This window comes from Nocardia pseudobrasiliensis NBRC 108224 (assembly GCF_001613105.1).
Lineage (GTDB): Bacteria > Actinomycetota > Actinomycetes > Mycobacteriales > Mycobacteriaceae > Nocardia > Nocardia pseudobrasiliensis.
In genome coordinates this window covers 1-23153 of sequence record NZ_BDBS01000063.1, presented here as the reverse complement: position 1 = coordinate 23153, position 23153 = coordinate 1, and the positions used below count along the sequence as shown (strand labels likewise).

The window sequence follows — 23153 nt, the reverse complement described above, 5'->3', positions numbered from 1 at the left end:
CAATCCAAGCGGGTGAAGCGAACCGGAAACAAGGTTTCCGATTCGCCTGAGCGAAACTCTGGCAACCCAGAGCCACGAACGTCTAATATGCCCGAAATGCGAAGGCTACGCCGCTATCTGGCGATTCCCGTCCTGTTCGCGCTGGCCCTGGCCGCCTCCTCCTGTGGCGCCGAGCACAGCGCCGACGTGGTGCGCATCGGTGTGAACGATCTCGCGCAGCCGCACTGGCAGGTGTACAAGAGCAAGGCGGCCGCGGCGGGCATCACGGTGGAGTTCGTGAACTTCACCGATTACAACCAACCCAATCCCGCCCTGGCGCAACGGCGTATCGATCTCAACAAATTCCAGCACGTCCGGTACCTGGCGAACTACAACGTCCGCAACCACGACACCCTGGTGCCGATCGGCGCGACCGAGATCTATCCGCTGACCTTGTATTCGAAGAAGCACAGATCGGTTTCCGAACTCCAGCAGGGCGCGCAGATCACCCTGAGCAACAACCCCGCGAATCAGGTCCGGCCGCTGCTGGGCCTGGCGGCGGCCGGACTGGTCGTCCTGAAGGGCGGTCCCAGTTGGGATTCCAAACTCGAGGACGTCGACACCGCGGCGTCGCGGGTGAGGCTGACCACCATCGATCCGACGCTGACCGCGCAATCGCTGGAAAGTGTCGACGCGGCCTTCGTCGACGACACCTTCGCGCGACAGGCGGGCCTGACCCACGATCAGGTGATCTTCACCGACGATCCGCAGCGCCCCGAGCTGAAGCAGTACATCAATATCTTCGCCGCCCGGGCCGCCGACAGGGACGACCCGAGGCTGGCGAAACTGGTGCGGCTCTACCACGATCCGGAAGTCGAGGCCGCGATCCGCGCGGAGGCGGGCTTCGACGGCATCTTCAAGTCCAACGACGCCGCGGATCTGCAGGCGACATTGGCCCAGCTCGAGGCGAAGTTCCGCGGCTAGACCTTGACCACGATGGTGTTGAGGATTTTATCGGCGAAGGTCTGCCGCTTCTCATCCCACAGCGGCCACAGATAGCCCAGGTAGCAGGGGATGCCGTCGACGACATGGCAGATCCGGCGCACGATGGACATGCCGAAGCCGATCACCTGGCCGTCGGCCTCGCGGATCAGCTTGATGCCGAGCACCTTCTTACCGGGCGTCTGGCCGGTAACGCCCTCGCGGTAGAGCAGATACAGCCCGCCCGCCAGGGCGATCAGGGCGCCGATGAGCATCAGGATCACTCCGCCCGCCGACAGACCGCCGCTGCAGGAGGTGCTGTAGGAGCCGGGGCTGTCATCGGTCGTACAGGTCATATCCGTGGAGCCGACCACGATGCCGAGGGTGTAGAAGATCGCGGCGGGTACGCCGATGATCAGGGCGTCGATCAGGGCCGCGCCGACCCGGGCGCCCCAGCTGGCGTACGGCGGGGGCGGGCCGTAGGGCTGATAACCGGGTGCGGGCGGATAGCCGCCCTGCGGCGGACCGTAACCGGGCGGCGGGGCGCCGTAGCTGGGTTGGCCCGTGCCGTAACCGGATTCGGGTGAGCCGTAGCCGGGCGGCGGCGTGCCCTGGCCGGGCTGTTGCGGAAACGGTTGCTGGGCATGCGGATCGGTCATTTCAGGGCCTCCGACGCTGACGAACTGTGGGACGAGTGAGCGCAACGACCGGGGTGGAACAGTGTCGGAACCGCGGCAAACCGGTGAGCCCGCGCCAAGTATGCGCGAACCGTCGTGGAAACACGCGGCAAACCCGGCGGAATTGCCACGACCGAGACCTCGAGTGTGGTGATGATGGTCGGGTGGACGACATCACCTACGAGGACACCCGCTTCGCCCTGCACGCGGTCTCGGAACTGCTGATCGCCGGTCCGCAGTACCGGCGGTTCGGTACTGTCCGCATGCGCATCGTGCTGGGTGGTTTCGTCGGCGTGAAATGGCCGGTGTCGGTGGTCGGCAGCGAACTGGTGTGGCCGGAGGGCCGCACCCCGCTGCGCGGTAGCTATGCCGAAATCGCCGAACAGGCCGGATTCGAGGCCGAGGGACCACCGCCCGGGCTCTACAGCGACGGCACCGATATGGATCCGGAGGAGGGATTCACCCTCGACGCCGAGGCGACCGAACAGATCCACGGCTGGTTCGCCGTCGGCGACACCGCGCTGCGCCGATTCGGCGACCAGCCGCCGACGCTGTGGCCCGAACACTTCGACCTGTCCGTCGCCGTTGATCAGACCAATTTCGGTGTCTCGCCCGGTGATTGGGACAATCCGCAACCCTATGCCTACGTCGGCCCGTGGACCCGCCGCACCGGCGAGTTCTGGAACGCGCCGTTCGGGGCCATGCGCACTCGCGCCGAGGTGCCCACGGTCGCCGCGCTGCTGGACTTCTTCGCCGAGGGCAGGGAGCGGGCGGCCAAAGAGCCTCAGTGAGTGCGGGGGTATGACAGCTTTCAGCGACGCAGGCGACCGGTGCGCGCGAAGGTGCGCTTGGTGGCGGGGGACAGGTTGGGCGTATCGGCCCCGGCCTCGGGCTGATCCGGATTGGGGCGGACCAGCAGGGTGACCGTGGTGCCCTCGGTGAAGCCGTGCCGCGTCATCAGCGCAGCCGAAGCCGAGTTGTCGATTTCGACGTCGGTGACGATGCGGCGCGCGCCGCGGGAGAACAGGGTCGCGCAGCACATGTCCACCAGGCGGCCCGCGATGCCGAGGCCCTGCATATGCGGGGCGACGGCGATCCATTCCAGATAGGCCCAGTCCTCGCGCAGCTCGAACTCCATGGAGCCGAGCACGAAACCGACCACACGGTCCGAGTCCAGGGCGACCCAGCAGGATCCGTCGGGATTGTCCAGATGTTCGGCGATCGAGGTCAGCGACCACGAGGTATAGGGCTTGGTATTGGTATCGAACACCTCGTCACCGAGGTCGAGGACCTCACGCAGGTGACCGAGGCCCATGGGAACGATGGCTATGTCGGCTTCCATGGCCGACAGTTTGCCAGCCCAGCCGCCCGACCTTGGGTGACGGGTCAGGCGCCCTTGCGCGCCGACTGCTTGGTCGCCTTGCTCGCGGCCTTCTTGGTCGCCTTCTTCGCGGCCTTCTCGGCCGGTTGTTTCTTGGCCGTCGACTTCGCGGCCTTCTTGGCCGCGGGTTCGGCCTTGGTCGTGCCGCGCCGCCCGCTGGCCTCGAGGCTGCGCTGCAGGGCCGCGACCAGGTCGACGACCTCGGCGTCCATTTCCGCGGGCGCGGGTTCGGCCGGGCGGGTGACCTTGCTGGATCCCGACTCGATGGCCTCGTCGAGCATCTTCTTCAGCTGTATCTGATATTCGTCGGTATACATATCCGGATCGAAATCGTCGGACATGCTGTCGACCAGTGTCTCGGCCATCGACAGTTCCTGCTTGCGCGGTTCGGCCACGCCGTCGAGCGATTCGAAATCCGCCGCGCGCACCTCATCGGGCCACAGCAGCGTTTGCAGCAGCAGCACCCCGTCGCGCACCCGCAGCGCGGCCAGGCGGGTCTTCTGCCGCAGCGTGAAGTTCACCAGTGCGACGCGATCGGTCTGCTCGAGCGTCTTGGCAAGCAGCACATAGGCTTTCGGTGTATTCGAATCCGGTTCGAGGTAATAGCTGCGTTCGAACAGAATCGGATCGATCTGCTCCGCCGGGACGAACTGCAGTACCGGAATTTCATGCTTCTCGGCCACCGGCAGCTTGGAGAAATCCTCGTCGGTGAGAATCACCCGGTCGCCCTCGGGGGATTCGTAGGCCTTATCGATATCGGCGTACTGCACCGACTGACCACACACCGTGCACACGCGGTCGTACTTGATTCGACCCCCGTCCTTGGCATGCACCTGATGGAACCGGATGTCATGGTCCTCGGTGGCGGTGTAGACCTTCACCGGGACATTCACCAGCCCGAACGCGATGGAGCCCTTCCAGATCGACCGCATAGGTTCGAGAGTACTGACGAATGGCCCGGATTGTCCGGCGAAACGGCGTCCGGCGCAATCGCCGAAGGTCAGGACTGGGCCAGGCCGATCACATTGCCCTGGGCGTCCTTCACGATCGCGACCAGCTTGCCGCCGCCCACGTCGTGGGCCTCCTCGGTGACGGTCCCGCCCGCCTCGACCAGCGTCTTGACGTGGGCGTCGATATCGTCGACGGTCCAGAAGGCGGTCGCGCCGATCATGCCGCGGGCCTGCCCATCGGGTACCAGGCCGACCGCCTGGCCGCCGGGGGTCTCGAAATGCACGTAATAGGGCTGATCCATGGCGGGTTCGACACCGAGCAGGGCGGTGAACTGGGCCTTGGCCGCCTCGATGTCGGTCACCGGGTAGAGGATCGCGTCGAGTGTGTTCGTCATCGGAGGTACTCCTTGATTCGTTGTTTCGAACTCCGTCGCCGGAAACGTTATGGCCGTGGGCCGGTGCGCGGCTTCTCGATTCCTGACCGATCGGCGACGGCTAGGCTCGCCGGGGTGCGGGCGGTGGAAAATCCGATGGGGATCCGGCGGATTCGATTGCTGGGGGCGACCGGTACGGCGGTCATGGCGATCAGCGCGCTGGGCGTCGGCGCGCAGCCGGTTCAGCAGAATCCCGTCTCGGGAATGCGGGTGGCGGGGCTGTTCGCGCGGGTTCCGACGTCTATGTTGGCGATGTGCATGATCGGCGTGGTCGCGGTGGTGCTGGCATGGTTGCTGCTGGGGCGCTTCGCCGTCGGCGCGTGCGCGCCGCGATCGAGTCGCGCTCAGCTCGTGCGCACGCTGGCGGTGTGGTCGGCGCCGCTGGTGGTCGCGCCGCCGATGTTCTCCAATGACGTGTATTCGTATCTGGCACAGAGCGAAATCGCGCAGCGCGGGATGGATCCGTATGTGGTCGGCCCGGCGGCCGGGCTCGGGCTGGACAATATTCTCACCAATAATGTGCCCAATATCTGGCGTGCGACGCCCGCGCCCTACGAGCCGCTGTTTCTGTGGATCGGGCGCGGTATCGCCGAACTGACCGGCGACGATATTCTGCTCGGTGTCTGGGCGCATCGGCTGCTCGAACTCGGCGGTCTGGCGCTGATCGTCTGGGCGCTGCCGCGGCTGGCTCGCCGGTGCGGGGTGTCGCCGGTGGCCGCGCTGTGGCTGGGTGCGGCCAATCCGCTGGTGCTGTTCCATCTGATCGCCGGGGTGCACAACGAGACCTTGATGCTGGGGCTCATGCTGACCGGTTCGGAGATCTGCCTTCGGGCGTTTCCCGAAAACGTCGGTGCCGCACCACGTCTGGATGATCGACGGGCGTGGGCGCTGCTGGTGTCCGGTGCGGTGTTGATCTCACTGGCGGCGATGGTGAAACTGCCCGCGATCGTCGCGCTGGGTTTCGTCGGAATGGCGCTGGCGCGGCATTGGGGCCGGCGAGTGGGTCCGGTGCTGGCCGTCGCGGCGGTGCTGGCGACGATCGCGCTGACGACCGTCGTGTTCGTCTGCTGGGGCAGCGGGCTGGGATTCGGCTGGATCTACACCCTGGATGTCGCTCGGGCCGTTCGCAGTTGGATGTCGCTGCCGACCGCGCTCGGCATCGTCACCGGATTCGCCGGTGTCCTTCTGGGTTTGGGCGATCACACCACGGCGCTGCTGAGCATCACCCGCCCGATCGCGCTGGCCGCCGCGGGCTTCGTGGCGCTGCGAATGCTGCTGGGGGCCTGGGCCGGCCGGGTGCATCCGATCGGCGCTCTGGGTATTTCGCTGGGCGCACTGGTCCTGCTGTCGCCGGTGGTGCAGCCGTGGTACCTGCTGTGGGCCATCGTCCCACTGGCCGCGTGGGCCAGGACCGCGACCTTCCGCGGTCCGGCGATCCTACTGACCGTGCTCGTCGCGCTCCTGCAAATGCCCCGCGGCGCGGATTTCGGCGTTTTCCAGATCATCGAAGCGGCCTCGGCAACCATCTTCGTCACGATCGCCTTCATCGCACTGACCCGAAAAGCACTACCGTGGCCGCGTCGCCGAATCGCGCTCTCGTCACCGCAGGGCCGGGACGTCTCGTAGTTGTCGCCTGGAGGTGATCGATAGTTTGCGGAAGATGTTGCGTAGGTGGGCGTCTACCGTGCGGGGGCTGAGGAACAGGGTGGCGGCTATTTCTTTGGAGGTGGAGCCGGTGGCGGCCAGGCGGGCTATGTGGACTTCCTGGACGGTGAGGGTGTCGGAGGGTTGGGTGGTGCGGCGGCGGGCGTGTTCGCCGGTGGCTCGGAGTTCGGCGGCGGCTCGGGCGGCGAAGGCTTCGGCGCCCAGCTCCGTGAGTTGGTCGTGGGCTCGGCGTAGTTCGGCGCGGGCCTCGCGGCGGCGGCCTTTGCGGCGTAGCCATTCGCCGTAGAGCAAATGGGCGCGGGCGCGCCAGATCGCCATCGGACTGGTTTCCAGTACGGCCAGAGCGTGGCGGTAGGCGTCCTCGTCCTCGTGCACCATCGCCCCCGCGCAGGCTTCGACGCCGATGCCCCACGGGTGGCCGTCGGGGCCGATGCGTTCGGTCAGGTCGGTGAGCGCGGTGCGGGCCGCCTCGGGCGCGCCGCAGTGCGTCGCGGCCTCGATCAATTCGGGCAGGGCGAGTCCGGCGATGCCGAGATCGCCGGTGGCGACGGCCTTTTCGGCCGCACGCAGGGCCGTGGGGTAATCGGCCAGGCCGTTGTGCAGTACGGCGGTCGCGTAGTGGACGCTGAGGGTCAGATGGGGTCCGGCCGTGGCGAACAACTCCTCGGCCTCGGCGCGGCGGCCGCGGAGCGCGGCCAGATGGATGCGCGGGTACACCAGCGGGGCCGCGCCGGTGGCCGCCGCGATCGCCTCCTCTTCGGAGATCATCGCCTGCGCCGCACCGAAATCGCCGCTGTGCGCGGTGACGGTGGCGAGCATGGCCAATCCGATCGGCAGCATGTGGAACGAGCCGGAACCGCGGCCCGCCGCGGCGACGCGCGTCCCGATGCCGCGCATGGCCTCGGCGTCCCACAGCTCCAGCGCGAGCAGGAAACCGAGGGTCGGCCACCTGCTCCAGACCTCGTCGTCACCATCGGCGACGAGCGGGCGCAATAGTTTCGCCGCGGCCGCATGCCCCTCGGTGAACAGCGCGATCATGCCGTCGAGCAGCAGATCGGCGCTTATCGGATGCTCCGATGCCCGAGGCGCGGTCCGCGCGGCCGCGATCACCGCGTCCAGACCGCCGATGAGCACCGCGGTCTCGATCGCGTCCAGATAGCAGTCCCGGGCCCGATCCGGTTCGCGCCCGGCCAGTTTCGCGGCCGCGCGGAGCAGATGCCCGGTGGGATGATCGCCGCCGCGATAGCGGGCGAACGAGATTCGCCCGCGCAGCAGATCCGCCTGCGGATCCTCGGAATCGACGGTCGACAACAATTCGGCCGCGGCGTCGAAATCACCCGCCGACAGTTTGGCCTGCACCGCCGCCAGCACCCGCTCGGCCCGCAGTTCGGGATCGAATGTCAGTGCGGCCGAACGCTCCAGGAACGCCGCCGCGGCCGCCACCCCGCCGCGGGCTTGTGCGCGGGCGGCCGAAAGCGCCAGCGCCGCGGCCACCTCCGCATCCGGACCGACACTGGCCTGCGCGCGATGCCAGGCCACCCGGTCCGGATCGGCGACCGGATCGCTCACCCGCGCCAGCGCGTCGTGCGCGCGCCGCCGATCCCGATCGCTCGCCGCCTGATACACCGCCGACCGGGCCAGCGGATGTACGAACCGCACCCGCGTACCGAACTCGACCAGCGGCACCTCCTCATCGGCCGCCCCCGCCACCCCGAGCAACGCCGCCGCCCGCCACAGCAGACCGGGATCGCCGACCGGTTCGGCCGCGGCGACGGTCAGCAGCAGCCGAACCGATTCGGGCAGCACCGCGAGCCGGGCGCGGTAGCTGCGCTCGGCGGCGGCCGGAGCGGGCAGCTCGAATCCGCCTGCCAGCGCGCCCAATCCAGTGGTCCGGGGCAGTTCCAGCAGCGCCAGCGGATTGCCGCGCGCCTCGGCCAGAATGCGGGCCCGCACCCGATCGTCCAGCGGCCCGCGCAACTCCCGCGCCAACAGCGCATCGGCCTCGGCCTCACCGAGTCGTTCGACCGCCAACCGCGGCAGCGGATTCAGCTCACCCGCGTCCTCACGCGCCGCGAATACCATCGCCACCCGTTCGGCATCGACGCGGCGCGCCACGAAGGCCAGCGCCCGCGCCGATTCGCGATCGAGCCAATGCGCGTCGTCGACCAGGCACAGCACCGGTCCGTCGTATTCCAGTAGCAGTCCGAGCGTCGCGGCCCCGACCAGGAACGGATCGGGTGTGCCGACCTCCATGCCGAACGCGATCCGCAGCGCCCGGCCCTGCGCGGGCGGCAGCCGGTCCAGATGCGTCAGCGCCGACGAGCACAGCTGATGCAGCCCCGAATACGGCAGCTCGGTCTCGAATTCCGCGCCCACCGCGCGGAGAACCACGAATCCGGCGGCCGATTCGCCGAGTTCGGCCAGCAACGCGCTCTTGCCGATTCCCGCCTCGCCCAGTACCAGCAGCGCGCCGCCGTGCGACCGCTTCGCCTCGTCCAACAGGGTGCGCAGTCGCGCCATTTCGTCCCGGCGTCCGATCAAGGAATCCATATCCCCTGCATCATGACCGATGAGTCGGTGGGTGGCACGTCGGGATAGGTAGGTATCACCGACGCGAACGCATTCGGCCGAACGCGAAGCTCATCGCATGGAAAACCACACCGAAGCCAACCGGCCGCCGTACCTCAGCGGTCATTTCGAACCGACCGCCGACGAGCTCACCGCGTTCGAGCTGAAGGTGCACGGGACGCTGCCCGATGATCTGGACGGCCGCTACTTCCGCAACGGCCACAACCCCAAACCCGGTGTGACGCCGACCCACTGGTTCCGCGGCGCGGGCATGCTGCACGGCATCCGCCTGTCGGGCGGCCGCGCGCAGTGGTACCGCAACCGCTGGGTGAAGACGCCCTATCTGGACGGCGTTCCGTTCACCGGCACCGAACTCGAGGTCAGCCCGGCCGCGACCAACATCATCTTCCACGCCGGCCGCTATCTGGCGCTGCAGGAGGCGAATCTGCCGTGGGAGGTGACCGGTGAACTGGAGACGGTCGGCGCCTACGACTTCGGCGGCAAACTGACCAGCTCGATGACCGCCCACCCGAAGGTGGATCCGGTCACCGGTGAGCTGCACTTCTACTCCTACAGCCCGTTCCCGCCATATCTGATCTACTACGTCGCCGACGCCTCCGGCGAGATCGTCCGCTCGACCGTGGTCGATGGCGCGGGACCCTCGCTCATGCACGATTTCGCGATCACCCCCGAGCACGCGATCTTCCTGCACTCGCCGGTCGAATTCGATCCCAACGAGCATTCGGGCATCCCCTACAGCTGGAACGACGCCGCGCCGTTTCGTATCGGCGTCCTGCCCCGCCACGGCGACGGACAGGTCATGTGGTTCGAATTGGCGAACAAGGCCGCGATCCTGCACGTCACGAATTCCTATATCGACGATCGCGGCCGAATCGTGCTGGAGGCCCCGCGCTTCGACCGTTCGGCGTGGGAGACCTCGTGGAAGTGGTGGGTCGGCGCGCCGGGCTATCCGGACACCCTCGGCGTCGGCAGCACCTTCCATCGCTGGATTCTCGATCCCGCGACCGGCACGGCCACCGAGGAGGGTCTCGACGATCTGGTGATCGAATTCCCGGCGATCAACGACGACCGCACCGGTGTGGTCAACCGCTACAGCTACGCGGTCGGCTTCCCGGGCGCGGGACTGAGCGGCTACCACACCGTCAAATACGACACCCGGACCGGACAGCGAGAGCTGTTCGCCCACGGCCCGGGCCGCATGCCCGGCGAGGCCGTATTCGCTCCCGCCGCGGGCGCGACCCGCGAGGACGACGGCTATCTCATGACCATCGTCAGCGACCTCGAGGCGAATGCCGCCCAGCTGCTCATCCTCGATGCCGCCGATCTGAGCGAGCCGATCGCCGCGGTGGATCTGCCGCAGCGCGTGCCCGCCGGAATCCACGGGCATTGGATCCCGTCCGAGCACTGAAAACCTCTCGCACTCGAGGAGTTTCATTATGGAATCGACCACCGCCACCGACCGCGCCGAAGAACTGCTCACCGGCTGGATCGCCCTGTGGAACGGCGACTACAGCGCCGCCACCAGCCTCATCGCACCCGACTTCACCGTGCACGCCGCCATGTTCGACGGCAGCGCGGTACGCGGTCCGCAGGGACTGGTCGACTGGATCGCCCGGATTCGGGCCGCCTTCTCGGAACTGGTCTTTCACGTCGAGGTCGGCCCGATCGTGGACGGCTGCCTGAGCGCGCTGCGCTGGATCGCCACCGGAACCTACGGCGGCGGCTTCCCCGGGGCGACCGCGCCGCAGGGCACATCGATCAGCTTCACCGGGACCGACACCCTGCGCATCGAGGACGGCGAACTCGCCGAGTACTGGCTCAATTCCGATGTTCACGTCCTGCTGGCCCAACTCGGCGTCCAGTTCTGAAATGCCCGCCGCCGCATACACTCGGGACGTGTCGGATGCGTCAGCGGAGGCGACGGGTGGGCGGCAGGCGCGCTGGGAGCCGCACAATGCCGAACGCCGGGCCCGGATCATCGCGGCGGCGATCGAACTGGTGGAGGAGAGCGTGCCCGGCGCGGCGATCTCCTCCCAGCAGATCGCCGACCGGTCCGGACTGGCGAAATCGGTGCTGTATCGGCAATTCTCGGGGCGCGACGAATTGGATCGGCGGGTGCGCTCGGAGATCGCGGCCCGATTCACCGACGCGCTGGACACCGCGCTGGATATCGCCGACGGTTCGATCGCGCGGATCGTGGCCCGGGCGGTCGGGGTGGTGGTGGACTGGATCGGTGATCATCCCCGGCTGCACGAATGTCTGCGCGGCGGACCCGCGGCCGACGATCCGGTGGACCGCGACGCGTTGACCGGATTGCTCGCCGCGATCACCGATCGGGCCGCGCGGCTGGTGACCGGCCTGGCGGGCGTGGTCGGCGTGGCCGACCCGCCCGTGATCGACACCATGACCTTCGCGATCGTGTCGATGACCGAGGCCACGGTCACCCGCTGGGCGCGCGATCCGGATCCGGCGCTGAGTCGCGGCGCGCTCATCGCCGAGATCGCGAGCTATGCGTGGAGCATTCTCGACGGCGTATCCCGCGCGCACGGCATCGTTCTCGATCCGAATCAGCCGCTGCTGGAACTGCTCGACGACCTGGCGACGCCCGTGCCGGATCAGGCGGCGCGCCGCAGCGGTTCGCTGCGGTAGCGCGAGGTCGGTCCGTCGATGCCCAGCGCCCGCCACAGCAGCCGCGCGGGCGGTTTCATCAGCCCGAGATCATCCGCGAGTTTGCGCACATCGTCGAAATAGCCCGACAGGATCCGACGCGAATTCGGTGCGCGCCAGAACGCCTCGCGCATCACCTCGCGCGGAATGTCGAATTGCCGTGCGAACGAGCGCGGGGGAGCCATGATCTCACCGGCCAGCCACCGCATGGCCATCGGAAAGGCCAGGGCGCACACCGCCTTCGACGGCAGTCCCAGCCGCTCGATATGCGCGGTGAGATATTCGTGGGCGAAGGAGATGTGCCGAGCCTCCTCGGCGATATGAATCTCCATGGTGCGCAGGACCGCCGGGGGAATATCGCCGCCGGCCCGGATCAGCGCCTTCTGATAGTGATCGATCGGCTCCTCGCCGCCGAGAATGCCGATGAACAGGATGATGTGCGCGTAACCACCGGCCACCCCGATGAACGGCGACAGCATCCGGAACACCGGCCGCATACCGGGAACGTCCACCCCGATCCGATTCACCAGTTCCTGGAACATCTGGATGTGATTGCATTCCTCGGTCATCTCGTGCAGGCAGTACCGGAATTCGGGGGAGCCGTTGGGCAGCTTCATGATGTACTGCATCATCCCGCGAATGAGCACGCTCTCGAATGCGGCGCCGACCTTGATCGCATTCGCGATGCGCCACTTGCCGATCTCGATCTGCCTGTCGCGGGACTGTTCGCGATACCAGCGCGTCGCGCCGAGCGGATCTATCTCCGGATCGAGTATCCAGCGCGGATCGTCCGGATCGATCGCGAATTCCGGACCGTCCCAGTCGATATCGAGATAGGGATCGAAATTCCGATGCACCGAGCCCTCGGACAGGGTTTGCAGGGTCTCGCGGTACGCGGGGCCGAACGGATCGGTGCGGCGGGTGTCGGACAACGTCATCGGTGCCTCCTCCGGCGGGTCCCTCAAGGATATATGGTACTCGCGGTCTCAGACAACGGTGGAATGATCAGGGGCACTTGCCCGTTGCCGCGTCGTGCGCGCCGTCGACGGCCGCCTGCCGCTGATCCGGGGTGAGGACCGGCCAGTCGGGTTTGGTCGGATACTCGGCGATGGCGTCCGCGACCGCCCGGTCGACGCCCGGCTGGCCCTGTTCGTCGCGGATCTTGTTCAGCTTGTCCACCAGGTCCTTACAGGACTGGCGGCGGACCTGCCCGGGCGCGGTGCCCGAGGGCGCTCGCACGGGAGCGCTGGGCAACGCGGAGGTGGTGGTGCCGTACGACGGGCCCTCGCTGGACGGCGCGACCGAACTGCCGCCGCCCACATAGTCACACGAGGCCGGAAGCAGTGCCGCGATCACGACGGACACGGTGAATACGATGCGGTGCATGCCGAGTGGATAACCCGCCACCGGTATCCCAACCGCGCGCGGTTCACCGCGCGGCCACCGATCGGTCGCCTGGTGTGACTAGCGTTCGCGGCGATGGAGTTCCGACATCTGGTCTCATTCCTCGCCCTCGCCGAGGAACTGCACTTCGGCCGCGCGGCGCAGCGGCTGCACCTGACCCAGCCCAGTCTGAGCGCGCAGTTGCAGAAGCTCGAGAAATCCGTCGGCGTGCAACTGGTCTCGCGCAACTCCCATGAGGTTCGCCTGACCGCGGCCGGGCGTGAATTCGAAAGCCGGGCACGGCGGATCGTGGCCCAGATGGAGGCGGCCGCCCGCTCGGCCCGCGCGACCGCCGAGGGCCGGGCGGGCGCGTTGAACATCGGCTACAACCTGCCCGCCTCGCGGCACGTGCTGCCCGACGCACTGGCCCGCATGACCGAACGTCATCCCGGTGTGGTGGTGTCGCTGTGGGAGAAGCGCACCGGGCCGCAGCTGGCCGGATTGGCCGACGGGACATTGGACCTCGCGCTGGTGTACGGCCATCCCGCTACCGCGCGGTTCGGTTATCGCCGGGTGCTGCAACGGATTCCGCTGGTCGCGGTCGTCGGCCGTCGCCATCGCTGGGCGGCGCGCACCGATGTGCGCTTCGCCGAACTGGCCGGACAGCAGTGTGTGCTGTTCGCCCGCGAGCAGTGCCCGGCCATGTACGACTCCATACTCCGGGCCGCCGCCGACAATCGCATCGCGCTGGATCTGGCCCACCTCGCCGACGATCCCGGTGCGACAGCGCATATGGTGTCGGTGCGGCCGCTGGTCGGCTTCGCATCCCTGCCGCGGGCGCTGTCGCTGGGTATGGGCGCGCCGGGCGGCGGTCCGGTCGCGGTGAAGCTGTCGGATCCGGTGCCCACACTCGATCTGTACGCGGTGTGGCGGGCCGAGCAGACGAATCCGGCGGTCGCGCTGTTCGTGGAGTGTCTCGACAGCTCGTGCCCGGAGAATTGAGGGCGTAACCGTATCGGTCCGTCGCTCGAACTTGTTGATAGAACAAGTCGAAAGGACAGTCCATGAAGCGAATCGTCGGCATCATCGCGGCCGTGGCCGCGGTGACCCTGTCGGCGGCGGCGTGTCAGAGCGGCGGGACAACGACGGCGACCGGGGGGTCGCCGTCGGGGACGCCGGGACATTCGGCCGTATCGTCCACCGTCGCCGCCCCGCCCGGCACAGGTAATGGCAATGGCTCCGGCGGTTCGCCGGGTGCTCAGCAGCCACCCGCACCGGATCAGCAACCGTCCGGCGGCACCGCGCCCGCCACCGCCGGAAACGGCGCGTGCGTCGATCTGCACTCGCCCGTGGTGACCGCCGCGATCAATTCCCTGGGCCCCGGCGTCGGCGGTGACGGCTACTTCGCCGACAGCGGCACCGACGCGGCCGTCGGCTCGTGCCCGGATATGTTGTGGGTGCTGGCCGCGACGCCACGCGGCACGGCCAGCTCGCCGTGGCATGTGCTGTTCTTCGACCACGCGGGCTATCTGGGCACCGCGACCAAGAACAACACCAGCTACACCTCGGTGGTGGGTTCCTCCGCCCGGGCCGTGCAGGTGAAATACCGCTGGCTGGTGGGCAATGACGCCAATTGCTGTCCGTCGGGCGGCCCGGTGGTGGTGACCTACACCCTCGGAGCCGACGGCCACACGGTCACGCCCGATCGCGATATTCCGCGCGAGGTGACCGATCCGAATCCGGCCGGACCGCCGCCGGTCTGCCCGGTCAGCAAGTCCGTTCTGGTGGCGGCGTTGCGCGGCACGGACATCGAATCGCGGTTGGCCAAACCGGTCGAACTCGAGGACGGAATCGACTGTGCGGGGGAGTGGGCGATGGCCGTCAGCGGATCCCACGGCGGCACCACTCAGGCCGCCCGTGTGCTGTTCCACTACGTCGCCGTCGACGGCGGCTGGCAACCGGTGAGTCTGGGCAGCGCGATTCCCTGCGCGGAGAAGGGCGTACCGAAGGACGTCGCCGACAAGATCTGTCACTGAGGTCATTTCAACCCCGAGCGCACGAACGCGTCGACGATGTGGCGCTGCAGCGCCAGGTAGAGCAGTAGCACCGGCAGACAGGCCAGTCCGGCCACGGCCATCATCGGCCCCCACTGGTCTCCCTCCGCGCCCAGGAAACTGCGCAAACCCAGCTGCAGCACCGCATTCGAACGCCGCAGCACCACCGCGGGCCAGAAGTATTCGTTCCAGGCGTTGACGAACAGCAGGATCGCCAGCGCCGCCAGGGCGGACCGCAGATTCGGAACCACGACCGTCCACAGAATCGACCACGACGAGCGCCCGTCCATCTTCGCCGCGGCTACCAACTCCTTGGGAAAGGAGTTCATATGCCCGCGCAGCATCAGTACCGCCAGGGCCGAACACAGCGTCGGAAGCACCACGCCCACCAGGGAATCGATCAATCCGAATCGGTTCAGCAGCAGATAGTTGGGCAGCATGGTCACCTGGTAGGGCACCAGCCAGGTCCCCACGAACGCCAGATACAGCACTCGCCGCAGCGGAAAGCGGTACATCGCGAAGGCGTAGGAGGCCAGCAGCGCCACCAGCGACTGACCGGCCGCCGAGAGCGTCGCGACGAGAAAGGTATTGGCCGCCAACCCCGCGATGTCGACCTTGTGCGCGGCGTCGGCGTAATTGGCGAGCGAGGGCGGCCAGGGCAGTGGCGAGAGCGAGCCCACATCCTGCGGGCGGCGCAGTGAGGTCGCGAACAACCAGTAGATCGGGAACGCGCACACCACCGCCGTCACCACCAGCAGCAGATGGCTTCCGGCCGTGCGCAGTCGCTCAATCATCATGGAAGGCAACCTTTTCCGAGATCCAGACCAGGACAGCGGCGACCGTCCCGAATCCGAGGAACAGCAGCACTCCGGCAGCCGCGCTGAGCCCGGCGTCGAAGCTGTGGAAGGCGTAATCCCACAGTAGGTAGTAGATATTGGTGGTCGCGCCCGCCGGGCCGCCCTGGGTCATCGTGTCGATGAGCGGGAAGGTCAGTGTGGGACTGAGCAGTACGGTCGTCAGCACCAGGAAGGCGATCGTCGGTGTGAGCAGCGGCAGGGTGATCCAACGCAGGATCTGCCCCGGGCTCGCCCCGTCCACCCGCGCGGCCTCGTCGTAATGGCCGCTGATACCGGTCAATCCGGCCCACACCATCAGCACCGCGAAGCCCAGCAGCTGCCAACCGGTGATAACGATGATCACCCACGGCGCACTCGACGCCTCGTACACCCAGTTGCGTCGCGAACCCAGTATCCGGTCCACCGCGCCCGCGCCGGGCGTGAGCAGCCAGCGCCACACCGCCGCCGCGGCGACGGGGGCGACGAGGAACGGCGCGAAAAAGACCGCCTGATAGGCGGTTCGGGCCCGCCGGTGCACGCGGCGACCGGCCAGGGCGATGAGGACCGGCAGGACCACCGTGAAGGGCAGCAGTCCGCCGATCAGGACGACGGTTCGCCACAGCGAGTCGGTGAACGACGGAAGTGCCAGCAGCCGTTGATAATTCGATAGTCCGACCGGCCGCATCGGCGCGGTTGGCAGCAGGTTCCACGAATAGGTGGACAGTTCGATCGCTTGCAGCAGCGGTCGGTAGGTCCACACCACCAGCAGTATCAGCGCGGGCGCGAGATACAAGTAGGGCGCTGCCAGACGCCCGGCCGCACTCGGTTCGAGCCGTCGCCGAGGTGTAACGGGCTGGGCGGCAACCGGTTCGGTCGCCTCGATATCGACGACGAACATCAGCCCTCGCCCGCAAGCGTCGCCAACTCGGCGAGCACATCGACCTGTGGCCGCTCGTATACCACCGCGGCCGGAGTCGCCTCGATCGCCGTGGCGAGGAAGGTCGATCCGATGACGTCGATGCGGCTGAAGCCGAATCCGGCCAGCCCCCGATGCCGGCCCGCCGGAGCCATCGGATCGAGCCGATAGGCCAGTGCGGGCCCGATCCACACCGGAACTCCGGCCAGCGCCGCGGCCGCGGTGAGATGGTTGTGGCCGCAGACGATCATGCGCACATCGCTGTCGGCCACGACCGCCGCGAGCTGTTCGGGCTGTTGGAGTTTGAGCATCTCGGTCGCCGGGTTGGCGGACGGGATCGGCGGGTGGTGCAGCACCAGCAGCGTGCCGCGCGGCGCGGGTGTGCGCAGCTGTTCGCGCAGCCAGATCAGCTGCCCCGGCTCCAAGCGGCCGTCGTGGCGGTGCGGGGTGGTGCTGTCGAGTGTGATGATCCGCAGGCCCGACACCCAGGTGACGTCGTCGTGCGGAAGGTTGGAATCGGCGGCGGCGCAGTCGATTCCGAGCAGTTCGACGCCGAAGGCGATGCGCTCGTCGTGATTGCCCATGGCGTAGACGACCGCCGCGCCCAGTTCGGCGGCCACCGGTTCGACCGCCGCGCGCAGTCGCCGGTAGGCCGCCGGTGCGCCGGAGTCGGCGAGATCACCGGACAGGATCAGGGCGTCGATCCGGTCGCCCGCGGCGCGCACTCGGTCCAGGGCGTGGATCAGGTTGGCGTAGGTGTCCACGCCGCCGGGCACCGATTCTCCGGCGGGCCTCAGATGGGTGTCGGTGAGCTGGACCAGAGTCAGATCGCTCATGACGCCGGGAGCAGTTTCGCGCCCGCGTCACGGGCGGCGGTGAGGGTGGCGCGGGGATCCGCGCCCTGGAATACGGTCGACTCGACCGCGGTCATCATGGCGTCACGGATCTGCAGATAGTTGTTGCCGGGCAACGAGATCCACGGCTCCATCCGATCCAGCTGCGCGATATTCGGGGCCAGCAGCGGATTGCGCCGCGACCAGTCGCGCAGACCGTCGGGATCGTCGAGCAGTCCGGTGCGCAGCGGCAGATATCCGATGCCCTGGGCGATCCGGATGTAGGCGGCCTCGCTGGTGAGGAATTCGATCAGCTCCCACGCGGCCCGCTGCTTGGCCGGATCGCCGGACAGGATATGCAGTCCCGCACCGGAATTCGTCGGCACCGTGGGCCGATCGCCGAATGCGGGCATGGCGGCCGAGCGCAGCTCCCAGCGGTCCTTCGTGCCCGCGGTGAATGTGCCCTGAATGGCGCTGGTTTCGAGAATCATGCCGATCTCGCCGCGGGCGAACGCCTCGTACCCCTGCTTCTGATCCAGCTTCGGCATGGCCCCGGAGGCGACCAATTGCTGCCCGAATCGGGCGACCTCGATTCCGGGTTCGTCGGCATAGGTCAGGGTGCGGCGATCGGCGGAGACGACCCGGCCCCCATTGGATCGCACCAGCGATTGCAGACACCAGTCCTTGGCGGATTTGGTGAAGCAGTCGATGTACAGCCCGCCCCTACCGGTCTCGGCGGCGATGGCCCGCGCGGCGTCGGCGGCCTCCTGCCAGGTGCTCGGCGGGTGCGCGGGATCGAGTCCGGCCTGTTGGAAAAGTGTTGCGTTGTAATACAACACGGGTGTGGAGAAGACGAACGGTACGCCGTAGGTGTGGCCGTCCCAGTCGTCGAGGGTGCGGGCTCGGGGCGCATAGGGATGTCTCGCGCCGTCGAAGTTGCGTCGCACCTCGTCGCCGACCAGGGTGTCCAGCGGTTTCGCGCCGAGCTGATGGATGGTGAAATCCAGGTCGCTGAAACCCAATTGGGCCACATCCGGCGGATGTCCGGCGACCATCTGGGTCTGGATGCTGGAGATGGTGTCGGTGGCCGGATTGGGGCTGTTGCCCTGTGGTTTCTGCGCGGTCACCGTGATGGTCGGATGCGTCCGGGTGAAATCGGCGATCAGCGCGTCGAAGGTGTCGGTCCACGCACCGGCCAGACCATAGTTGTAGGACTCGAAGACGATCGAAACCTGTTGATCGGGGCGCAGTTTCGGAATCGGTGCGGCCGCGTCGGCGGCGCTGCCGCCGGTGGCGGCCAGACCGCAGCCGGACAGGGCGACGGCGCTGGCCACCACCAGGCCCAGGGCGGGCAGGGTGCGTTGCACGGAAATTCTCCTCATGATTCAGGAAACGGGGGCGAGCGCGGCGGTGGGCCGCCAACTCAGACGCAGGCCGGACTCGGGATCGAACAGATGCACATCCTCGGGATCGACGCCGAAGCCGATCCGCTCACCCACGCGCGCGCCCGACGGTCGCGGCGCCCGCGCGCAGAGCGTGGCCGAACCGGCCGTCACATGGATCAATTCCTCGCCACCGAGGTTCTCGACCAGGGTGACGACACCGCGCACCGCATTCGCCCGCGGGTCCAGGCACAGCTTCTCGGGTCGGATCCCGGCGATCACCGGGCGGTCGTCGATATCGCCGGATACGCCCAACGCGGTATCGATGCCCTCGGCCAGCACCCGCACGCCGTCCGCGCGGCGGGAAACCACGGCCGCGAACAGATTCATGGGCGGTGATCCGAGGAATCCGGCCACGAAGATCGAGCGCGGCCGATCGTAGAGCTGTGCGGGCGTGCCGATCTGCGCGACGGCCCCGGCGTCGAGCAGTGCGATCCGGGTGGCCATGGTCATGGCCTCGACCTGGTCGTGGGTGACGTAGAGGAAGGTCGCGCCGAGCCGCCGATGCAGGGCGGTCAGTTCGGCCCGGGTCGCGGCGCGCAGTTTGGCGTCCAGATTCGACAGCGGTTCGTCCATCAGGAAGGCGCCCGGATCGCGAACCATGGCCCGCGCCAGGGCGACTCGCTGCCGCTGCCCGCCCGACAGCGCGGCCGGGCGGCGATCGAGCAGTTGCGACAACTCCAGCGTCGCGGCCACCTGTTCGACCCGCTCGGTGATCCGCGCCCGCGACAGCCGCCGCGTGCGCAGCGGGAAGCCGATATTGCCGGCCACCGTCAGATGTGGGTACAGCGCGTAGCTCTGGAAGACCATCGCCAGATCGCGGCGTTGCGGCGGCCGGTCGGTGATATCGCTGCCGTCCAACAGGATTCGCCCCGCACTCGGCGTCTCCAGCCCCGCGATCATTCGCAACAGGGTGGATTTCCCGCAGCCGCTGGGGCCCAGCAGCACGAGGAATTCCCCGTCGGCGACGGTCAGATTTACCGCCCGCACGGCATCGTGACCGCCGAAGCGCTTGGTGAGCGCCTCGATTCGCAGTTGAGCCACCGGATCTCCTTCGTCGCGCCGGTCGATGGCCTCAGTCTCGAACGCGGCGGGCCGGATCGGTGCGGGCGATAGGCGATGTCGATCGGACGAGAGGAGAACGGGAAAGACCCCGTCCGGCGGGTTGGTTCCGGACGGGGTCTTGGCGCCTGTGGGTCAGCCGAGCGTGAAGTCGTCGGCGTAGTAGGCGCCCTGGGAGTACCAGCCGTGCACCCACACCGTGACGCTCGTGGTCGAGGCGCCGGTGGTGAACTTGGTGGACAGTTGCTGGTACTTGCCGCCGGTGGACTGGGTCCAGTTGGAGGTGTCGGTGGTGCCCGAACCGGTTACGCCGAGGTAGACGTAATTACCGTTCACCCAGGCCCCGAGGGTGTAGGTGTGGTTGGGCTGGACGGTGATCTTGGCCGAGCACTGGGCGTTGTCGCTGCTGCTCGGCGTGGCCGACAGGGCGGCCTTGCCGCCGTGCACCGGGGAGGCGACGATCGATCCGAGATTGCCCGCGCACGACCACGGGGTCAGCTGGCCGGACTCGAAGTCCCCGTTGACGATTCCCGGCCCGGGCGGGGTGGTTGTCGTCGTGGTGGGCGGCGGAGTCGTTGTCGTCGTCGGCGGCGGGGTGGTCGTCGTGGTCGGCGGCGGCGTGGTGGTTGTGGTCGGCGGAGCTGTCGTGGTGGTCGGTGGTGTGCCGCATCCGCTCGGTGAGCTGTTGATCGCGTCGACCACGGCGTTGAACAGTTTGGTGGCCGGATCGTTCTCCAGGGAGTAGATCATGCCGCCGCCCATATTCTTGCAGTGCAGATAGTCGGCCTTGGCCTTGATCGACTGCACGGAATCTCCACCCCACCAATTGGTTCCGTCATAGAAGTACGCGGCCTGCGCGACGGGGTCGAAGAACGTCTTGGACGGTGAGTCGACCACACCCGACAGCTCCTTGTACATCCGGATGCCCGGGACATTGCCCGAGTCCGGTGCGCCCGGAGCCGGACCCGAGGCGGGCTGGAACAGGCCGTGCTCCTTGCCGGCGGCCACTCCGGTCCAGCCCCGGTAGTAGAACGGGAAGCCCATGGTCAGCTTCTCCGGCGGGAAGCCACCGGCGATGCCGTAGCCGCTGTCACCGGTCGTCCAGGCCGTAATCGCCTCGTCGATATTGTATTTCGCGGTCCCCGGCGGAACCGGATTCATCGGATCGTCTGGGCGGCTGTAGATCGGGTCCTGGAAGTTGGTGGGGCCCTTGGCATCCCATGCGCCGTGCATGTCGTAGGTCATGACGTTGGCCAGATCCAGATACTTGCCGAGCTTATCGGTCTCGTAGTTGCGGATCTTGTCCTGTCCGGCCGCGACGGCCGCGGTCAGCGCGTAGTGCTTGTTGTCGGTCTTGCCCAGCGCGTCGAGCTGGGTGCGGAACTCGGCCGCCAACAGCGTGAAATTGGCCTTGTCGTTGGGCGAGGCGTGATTGCCCGTGTGGCCGCCGCCACCGGGATACTCCCAGTCCAGGTCGATGCCGTCGAAGATGCCCTTACCGGTGCCGGGCCCGCCGTAGCCGTTCTGCTGCGGCAGATTGCCCTTCAGGAACATGTCCACGCACGACGAGACGAACTTCTTGCGGGCCGAATCGCTGGCGGCGACATCGGAGAAGTACTTCGAGTAGGTCCAGCCGCCGATCGACACCAGCACCTTCAGATTCGGATGCTTGGCCTTGAGCTGCTTCAGCTGTTTGAAGTTGCCCACGATCGGATCGTTCCAGGCGTCGGCCGTACCGTCGACGCTGTTGGAGGCGTCGTAGGTTTTGCCGTAGTCGGCGAACGAATCACCCGCGCCGTCACCGGCATTCGGGTTGTCCTCGTTCTGATCGGCCGCCTTGTTCGCCTCGAAGCAGGTCAGATTGACCGGATCGATGTTCTCGAAGGCGTACATCATGTAGTCGAGTTTGTCGGCCACGCCGGAGGTGTGCACCGCCTTGGGGTAATAGGCGTTCTCGTAGATCGACCACTGATTGAAGTAGGCGATCTTGACGCCGCCGGAACCGGCGGCCGGTGCTGCGGTGGGTGCGGGTGTCGCGGCACTGTTGGCCGTGAACGCCGCGAAGGCGCCGATGAGCAGACTTGCCGCGGCTGCGGCGAGTCCTGTTCTTCTGGCTGAGCGCATAATTCCTCCTCGCGAAACTTGCGCATCAGAACTCGATCGCTGACCACGCGGGCATTCAACGACGAGTGGAGAAAGTGTTGTATGAGAGGGCATTCCGGCGACGTCCGCAGACAACCGTCGAGATCCGGAGCCGATTCCATAATCCCACTCGAGGATGCGCCGTGGGTGGCGTTGGCGGAAATGTGGAAAGCTTTCGGTGCCAGATGTTTTCAACTACCGACCGACACGCCCGGTTGGACGTGATGGCCGGAAATCGTTCTGCGCCTGGATAATTCGATCATCGTCGAGATGATCACCGCTCGACCAGGGCGCGCTCCCAGTGCTGGGTGTCGGCGTACTCGCGCATGCGGGTGATCCGGCCGTCGCGAACCACGAAGACCGCGCTGTTCTTCTGGTCGTAGGGGCGGCCGGTGCGGCCGGTGGCCCACGAATCCCATTCGGCGAACACCTGATCCCCCTCGCCGAACAGATTGGTGAGCCGCAGCCCCACCTCGCGCTCGGGATCCAGATGCGCGAACGCGGTCGCCAGGAAGCCGTCGATCACCCGATCGCGGCCCTCCCAGGTGCCCGAGATCGGCAGATCGCCGCCATACCAACAGGTTCCGTCCTCGGCCCACGAATCGCGAATCGCGGCCTGATCGCCGGTGGCGAGCGCTTCGAAGTAGCGCCGGACCACGTCCTTGGGGGTGCTGTCGGTATTCATCGCCGGACCTTTCTCGCGGTGGATTGCTCTGCGGTCGAGTCAACCCGGCGAGGGGGTCGTGATCGAGGGCCGATCCGCGCACGCGCCGATAAGCGATGCTTATCGCCGCGTGCGGGGCGGGTGGCTAGCGCGGCGGAGGCGGTACCGGGACCGTGGTGGTGGTCGGTGCGCTCGGCTTGTTCGGCGCGGTGTGCGGGGCAGGCGGTTTCGACGGCTGCGGGGCCGGGGTGCGGGGTGGGGCCTGCGTGGCCGGAGCGGGTTTGGGCGTGGGGGCGGGCGGGGTGGTGTGTGGGGCCTGGGTCTGTTGCGGCGCAGGCGGTTTCGCGGTGGTGGTCGCCGGTTTGCTCGGTGGCGGTGGCGGCGGTGTGGTGGTCTTGGGCTGAACCACCGGGGGCGCGGGCGGTTTCGTGGTGGTGGTGGGGGCCGCGGGGGCGCTCGACGGGGCGGGCGGTTTCGCGGTGGTCGTCGCTCGCGGGG

At 67.6% G+C, this 23153-nt stretch carries 22 protein-coding genes and 1 pseudogene; 8 read left to right on the top strand and 15 right to left on the bottom strand.

Annotation, left to right across the window (positions count from 1 at the left end; all coding sequences use genetic code 11):
- Window positions 1-96 precede the first annotated feature (96 nt).
- A complete protein-coding gene (locus tag NP4_RS36060; protein WP_068007789.1) occupies window positions 97-963 on the top strand; it encodes a MetQ/NlpA family ABC transporter substrate-binding protein in 867 nt (288 codons plus the stop codon).
- Here NP4_RS36060 and NP4_RS36055 read toward each other — a convergent pair.
- Complete coding sequence (locus NP4_RS36055; protein ID WP_068007786.1) at window positions 960-1619, bottom strand: RDD family protein; 660 nt, start codon at window positions 1617-1619, stop codon at window positions 960-962. The genes NP4_RS36060 and NP4_RS36055 overlap by 4 nt on opposite strands.
- A 182-nt stretch (window positions 1620-1801) precedes the next feature.
- On the opposite strand from NP4_RS36055, the gene NP4_RS36050 reads away from it, so the two are divergent.
- Entirely contained in the window at window positions 1802-2428 is a 627-nt protein-coding gene (locus NP4_RS36050) for a hypothetical protein (RefSeq protein WP_062509904.1), read from the top strand.
- Window positions 2429-2448: 20 nt separating this feature from the next.
- Here NP4_RS36050 and NP4_RS36045 read toward each other — a convergent pair whose 3' ends face one another.
- The 3 genes from NP4_RS36045 to NP4_RS36035 all read right to left on the bottom strand — a co-directional run bounded on the left by NP4_RS36045 (window position 2449) and on the right by NP4_RS36035 (window position 4363).
- Window positions 2449-2979: a GNAT family N-acetyltransferase gene (locus NP4_RS36045; RefSeq protein ID WP_062509903.1), complete on the bottom strand. Its 531-nt coding sequence runs from the start codon at window positions 2977-2979 to the stop codon at window positions 2449-2451.
- A gap of 44 nt (window positions 2980-3023) precedes the next feature.
- Window positions 3024-3950: a non-homologous end joining protein Ku gene (ku, locus tag NP4_RS36040; protein WP_068007782.1), complete on the bottom strand. Its 927-nt coding sequence runs from the start codon at window positions 3948-3950 to the stop codon at window positions 3024-3026.
- Window positions 3951-4018: 68 nt separating this feature from the next.
- A complete protein-coding gene (locus NP4_RS36035; RefSeq protein WP_068007778.1) occupies window positions 4019-4363 on the bottom strand; it encodes a VOC family protein in 345 nt (114 codons plus the stop codon).
- A gap of 135 nt (window positions 4364-4498) precedes the next feature.
- Here NP4_RS36035 and mptB point away from each other — a divergent pair, with 135 nt between their 5' ends.
- Window positions 4499-6028 (top strand): polyprenol phosphomannose-dependent alpha 1,6 mannosyltransferase MptB, encoded by a 1530-nt coding sequence (gene mptB / locus NP4_RS36030; protein WP_174556215.1) that lies wholly within the window; start codon window positions 4499-4501, stop codon window positions 6026-6028.
- Here the strand turns inward: mptB and NP4_RS36025 are convergent.
- The gene (locus NP4_RS36025; RefSeq protein WP_068007772.1) at window positions 6002-8617 is read right to left on the bottom strand and encodes an AAA family ATPase; all 2616 of its coding nucleotides are present in this window, start codon (window positions 8615-8617) and stop codon (window positions 6002-6004) included. The two genes, mptB and NP4_RS36025, sit on opposite strands and share 27 nt — an antisense overlap.
- 97 nt (window positions 8618-8714) lie before the next feature.
- On the opposite strand from NP4_RS36025, the gene NP4_RS36020 reads away from it, so the two are divergent.
- From NP4_RS36020 to NP4_RS36010, 3 genes are read left to right on the top strand one after another with little or no spacing between them, the layout of a single operon-like run.
- Complete coding sequence (locus NP4_RS36020; RefSeq protein ID WP_068007769.1) at window positions 8715-10064, top strand: carotenoid oxygenase family protein; 1350 nt, start codon at window positions 8715-8717, stop codon at window positions 10062-10064.
- A gap of 28 nt (window positions 10065-10092) precedes the next feature.
- Entirely contained in the window at window positions 10093-10524 is a 432-nt protein-coding gene (locus tag NP4_RS36015; RefSeq protein ID WP_068007764.1) for an ester cyclase, read from the top strand.
- 28 nt (window positions 10525-10552) lie between these two features.
- The gene (locus tag NP4_RS36010; RefSeq protein WP_245997466.1) at window positions 10553-11305 is read left to right on the top strand and encodes a TetR/AcrR family transcriptional regulator; all 753 of its coding nucleotides are present in this window, start codon (window positions 10553-10555) and stop codon (window positions 11303-11305) included.
- Here NP4_RS36010 and NP4_RS36005 read toward each other — a convergent pair.
- Both NP4_RS36005 and NP4_RS36000 read right to left on the bottom strand, forming a co-directional pair.
- A complete protein-coding gene (locus tag NP4_RS36005) occupies window positions 11272-12261 on the bottom strand; it encodes an AurF N-oxygenase family protein (protein ID WP_068007757.1) in 990 nt (329 codons plus the stop codon). The genes NP4_RS36010 and NP4_RS36005 overlap by 34 nt on opposite strands.
- 67 nt (window positions 12262-12328) lie before the next feature.
- Window positions 12329-12709, bottom strand: coding sequence for a hypothetical protein (locus tag NP4_RS36000; RefSeq protein WP_068007752.1), 381 nt, complete (start codon window positions 12707-12709; stop codon window positions 12329-12331).
- Window positions 12710-12802: 93 nt separating this feature from the next.
- Here NP4_RS36000 and NP4_RS35995 point away from each other — a divergent pair, with 93 nt between their 5' ends.
- Both NP4_RS35995 and NP4_RS35990 read left to right on the top strand, forming a co-directional pair.
- Window positions 12803-13708 carry a LysR family transcriptional regulator gene (locus NP4_RS35995; protein ID WP_068007749.1) on the top strand — a complete coding sequence of 302 codons (906 nt, stop codon included), beginning with the start codon at window positions 12803-12805 and terminating at the stop codon, window positions 13706-13708.
- A gap of 62 nt (window positions 13709-13770) precedes the next feature.
- Window positions 13771-14742, top strand: a complete 972-nt coding sequence (locus NP4_RS35990) for an LppP/LprE family lipoprotein (protein ID WP_068007746.1) — start codon at window positions 13771-13773, stop codon at window positions 14740-14742.
- A gap of 2 nt (window positions 14743-14744) precedes the next feature.
- On the opposite strand, the gene NP4_RS35985 is transcribed toward NP4_RS35990, so the two are convergent.
- The 8 genes and pseudogenes from NP4_RS35985 to NP4_RS42225 form a co-directional block, all read right to left on the bottom strand.
- A complete protein-coding gene (locus NP4_RS35985; protein WP_068007742.1) occupies window positions 14745-15557 on the bottom strand; it encodes a carbohydrate ABC transporter permease in 813 nt (270 codons plus the stop codon).
- Window positions 15547-16494, bottom strand: a complete 948-nt coding sequence (locus NP4_RS35980; protein WP_082876529.1) for a carbohydrate ABC transporter permease — start codon at window positions 16492-16494, stop codon at window positions 15547-15549. The genes NP4_RS35985 and NP4_RS35980 overlap by 11 nt, the downstream gene beginning before the upstream one ends.
- Window positions 16494-17348 carry a metallophosphoesterase gene (locus tag NP4_RS35975; protein ID WP_068007739.1) on the bottom strand — a complete coding sequence of 285 codons (855 nt, stop codon included), beginning with the start codon at window positions 17346-17348 and terminating at the stop codon, window positions 16494-16496. Before NP4_RS35975 ends, NP4_RS35980 begins: the two co-directional genes overlap by 1 nt.
- On the bottom strand, window positions 17345-18712 hold the full coding sequence (locus NP4_RS35970; RefSeq protein ID WP_245997457.1) for an ABC transporter substrate-binding protein: 1368 nt from the start codon (window positions 18710-18712) through the stop codon (window positions 17345-17347). The genes NP4_RS35975 and NP4_RS35970 overlap by 4 nt, the downstream gene beginning before the upstream one ends.
- Before the next feature lie 18 nt (window positions 18713-18730).
- The gene (locus NP4_RS35965; RefSeq protein WP_068007731.1) at window positions 18731-19831 is read right to left on the bottom strand and encodes an ABC transporter ATP-binding protein; all 1101 of its coding nucleotides are present in this window, start codon (window positions 19829-19831) and stop codon (window positions 18731-18733) included.
- Window positions 19832-19984: 153 nt separating this feature from the next.
- Window positions 19985-21973 carry a glycosyl hydrolase family 18 protein gene (locus NP4_RS35960; RefSeq protein WP_068007727.1) on the bottom strand — a complete coding sequence of 663 codons (1989 nt, stop codon included), beginning with the start codon at window positions 21971-21973 and terminating at the stop codon, window positions 19985-19987.
- A 292-nt stretch (window positions 21974-22265) separates the two neighbouring features.
- Entirely contained in the window at window positions 22266-22676 is a 411-nt protein-coding gene (locus NP4_RS35955) for a nuclear transport factor 2 family protein (RefSeq protein ID WP_068007722.1), read from the bottom strand.
- A 124-nt stretch (window positions 22677-22800) separates the two neighbouring features.
- A pseudogene (locus NP4_RS42225) lies at window positions 22801-23153 on the bottom strand (hypothetical protein); the annotation flags it as partial.

What these genes read in the sequence shown, in the direction of transcription:
- mptB (WP_174556215.1), top strand. Translation starts at nt 4,499, where the DNA reads ATGGGGATCCGGCGGATTCGATTGCTGGGGGCGACCGGTACGGCGGTC.
- NP4_RS35995 (WP_068007749.1), top strand. Translation starts at nt 12,803, where the DNA reads ATGGAGTTCCGACATCTGGTCTCATTCCTCGCCCTCGCCGAGGAACTG.
- NP4_RS36015 (WP_068007764.1), top strand. Translation starts at nt 10,093, where the DNA reads ATGGAATCGACCACCGCCACCGACCGCGCCGAAGAACTGCTCACCGGC.
- NP4_RS36000 (WP_068007752.1), bottom strand. Translation starts at nt 12,709, where the DNA reads ATGCACCGCATCGTATTCACCGTGTCCGTCGTGATCGCGGCACTGCTT.
- NP4_RS36025 (WP_068007772.1), bottom strand. Translation starts at nt 8,617, where the DNA reads ATGGATTCCTTGATCGGACGCCGGGACGAAATGGCGCGACTGCGCACC.
- NP4_RS35955 (WP_068007722.1), bottom strand. Translation starts at nt 22,676, where the DNA reads ATGAATACCGACAGCACCCCCAAGGACGTGGTCCGGCGCTACTTCGAA.
- NP4_RS36035 (WP_068007778.1), bottom strand. Translation starts at nt 4,363, where the DNA reads ATGACGAACACACTCGACGCGATCCTCTACCCGGTGACCGACATCGAG.
- NP4_RS36060 (WP_068007789.1), top strand. Translation starts at nt 97, where the DNA reads ATGCGAAGGCTACGCCGCTATCTGGCGATTCCCGTCCTGTTCGCGCTG.
- NP4_RS35990 (WP_068007746.1), top strand. Translation starts at nt 13,771, where the DNA reads ATGAAGCGAATCGTCGGCATCATCGCGGCCGTGGCCGCGGTGACCCTG.
- NP4_RS36005 (WP_068007757.1), bottom strand. Translation starts at nt 12,261, where the DNA reads ATGACGTTGTCCGACACCCGCCGCACCGATCCGTTCGGCCCCGCGTAC.
- ku (WP_068007782.1), bottom strand. Translation starts at nt 3,950, where the DNA reads ATGCGGTCGATCTGGAAGGGCTCCATCGCGTTCGGGCTGGTGAATGTC.
- NP4_RS35975 (WP_068007739.1), bottom strand. Translation starts at nt 17,348, where the DNA reads ATGAGCGATCTGACTCTGGTCCAGCTCACCGACACCCATCTGAGGCCC.
- NP4_RS36055 (WP_068007786.1), bottom strand. Translation starts at nt 1,619, where the DNA reads ATGACCGATCCGCATGCCCAGCAACCGTTTCCGCAACAGCCCGGCCAG.
- NP4_RS35960 (WP_068007727.1), bottom strand. Translation starts at nt 21,973, where the DNA reads ATGCGCTCAGCCAGAAGAACAGGACTCGCCGCAGCCGCGGCAAGTCTG.
- NP4_RS35985 (WP_068007742.1), bottom strand. Translation starts at nt 15,557, where the DNA reads ATGATGATTGAGCGACTGCGCACGGCCGGAAGCCATCTGCTGCTGGTG.
- NP4_RS36020 (WP_068007769.1), top strand. Translation starts at nt 8,715, where the DNA reads ATGGAAAACCACACCGAAGCCAACCGGCCGCCGTACCTCAGCGGTCAT.
- NP4_RS36045 (WP_062509903.1), bottom strand. Translation starts at nt 2,979, where the DNA reads ATGGAAGCCGACATAGCCATCGTTCCCATGGGCCTCGGTCACCTGCGT.
- NP4_RS35980 (WP_082876529.1), bottom strand. Translation starts at nt 16,494, where the DNA reads ATGTTCGTCGTCGATATCGAGGCGACCGAACCGGTTGCCGCCCAGCCC.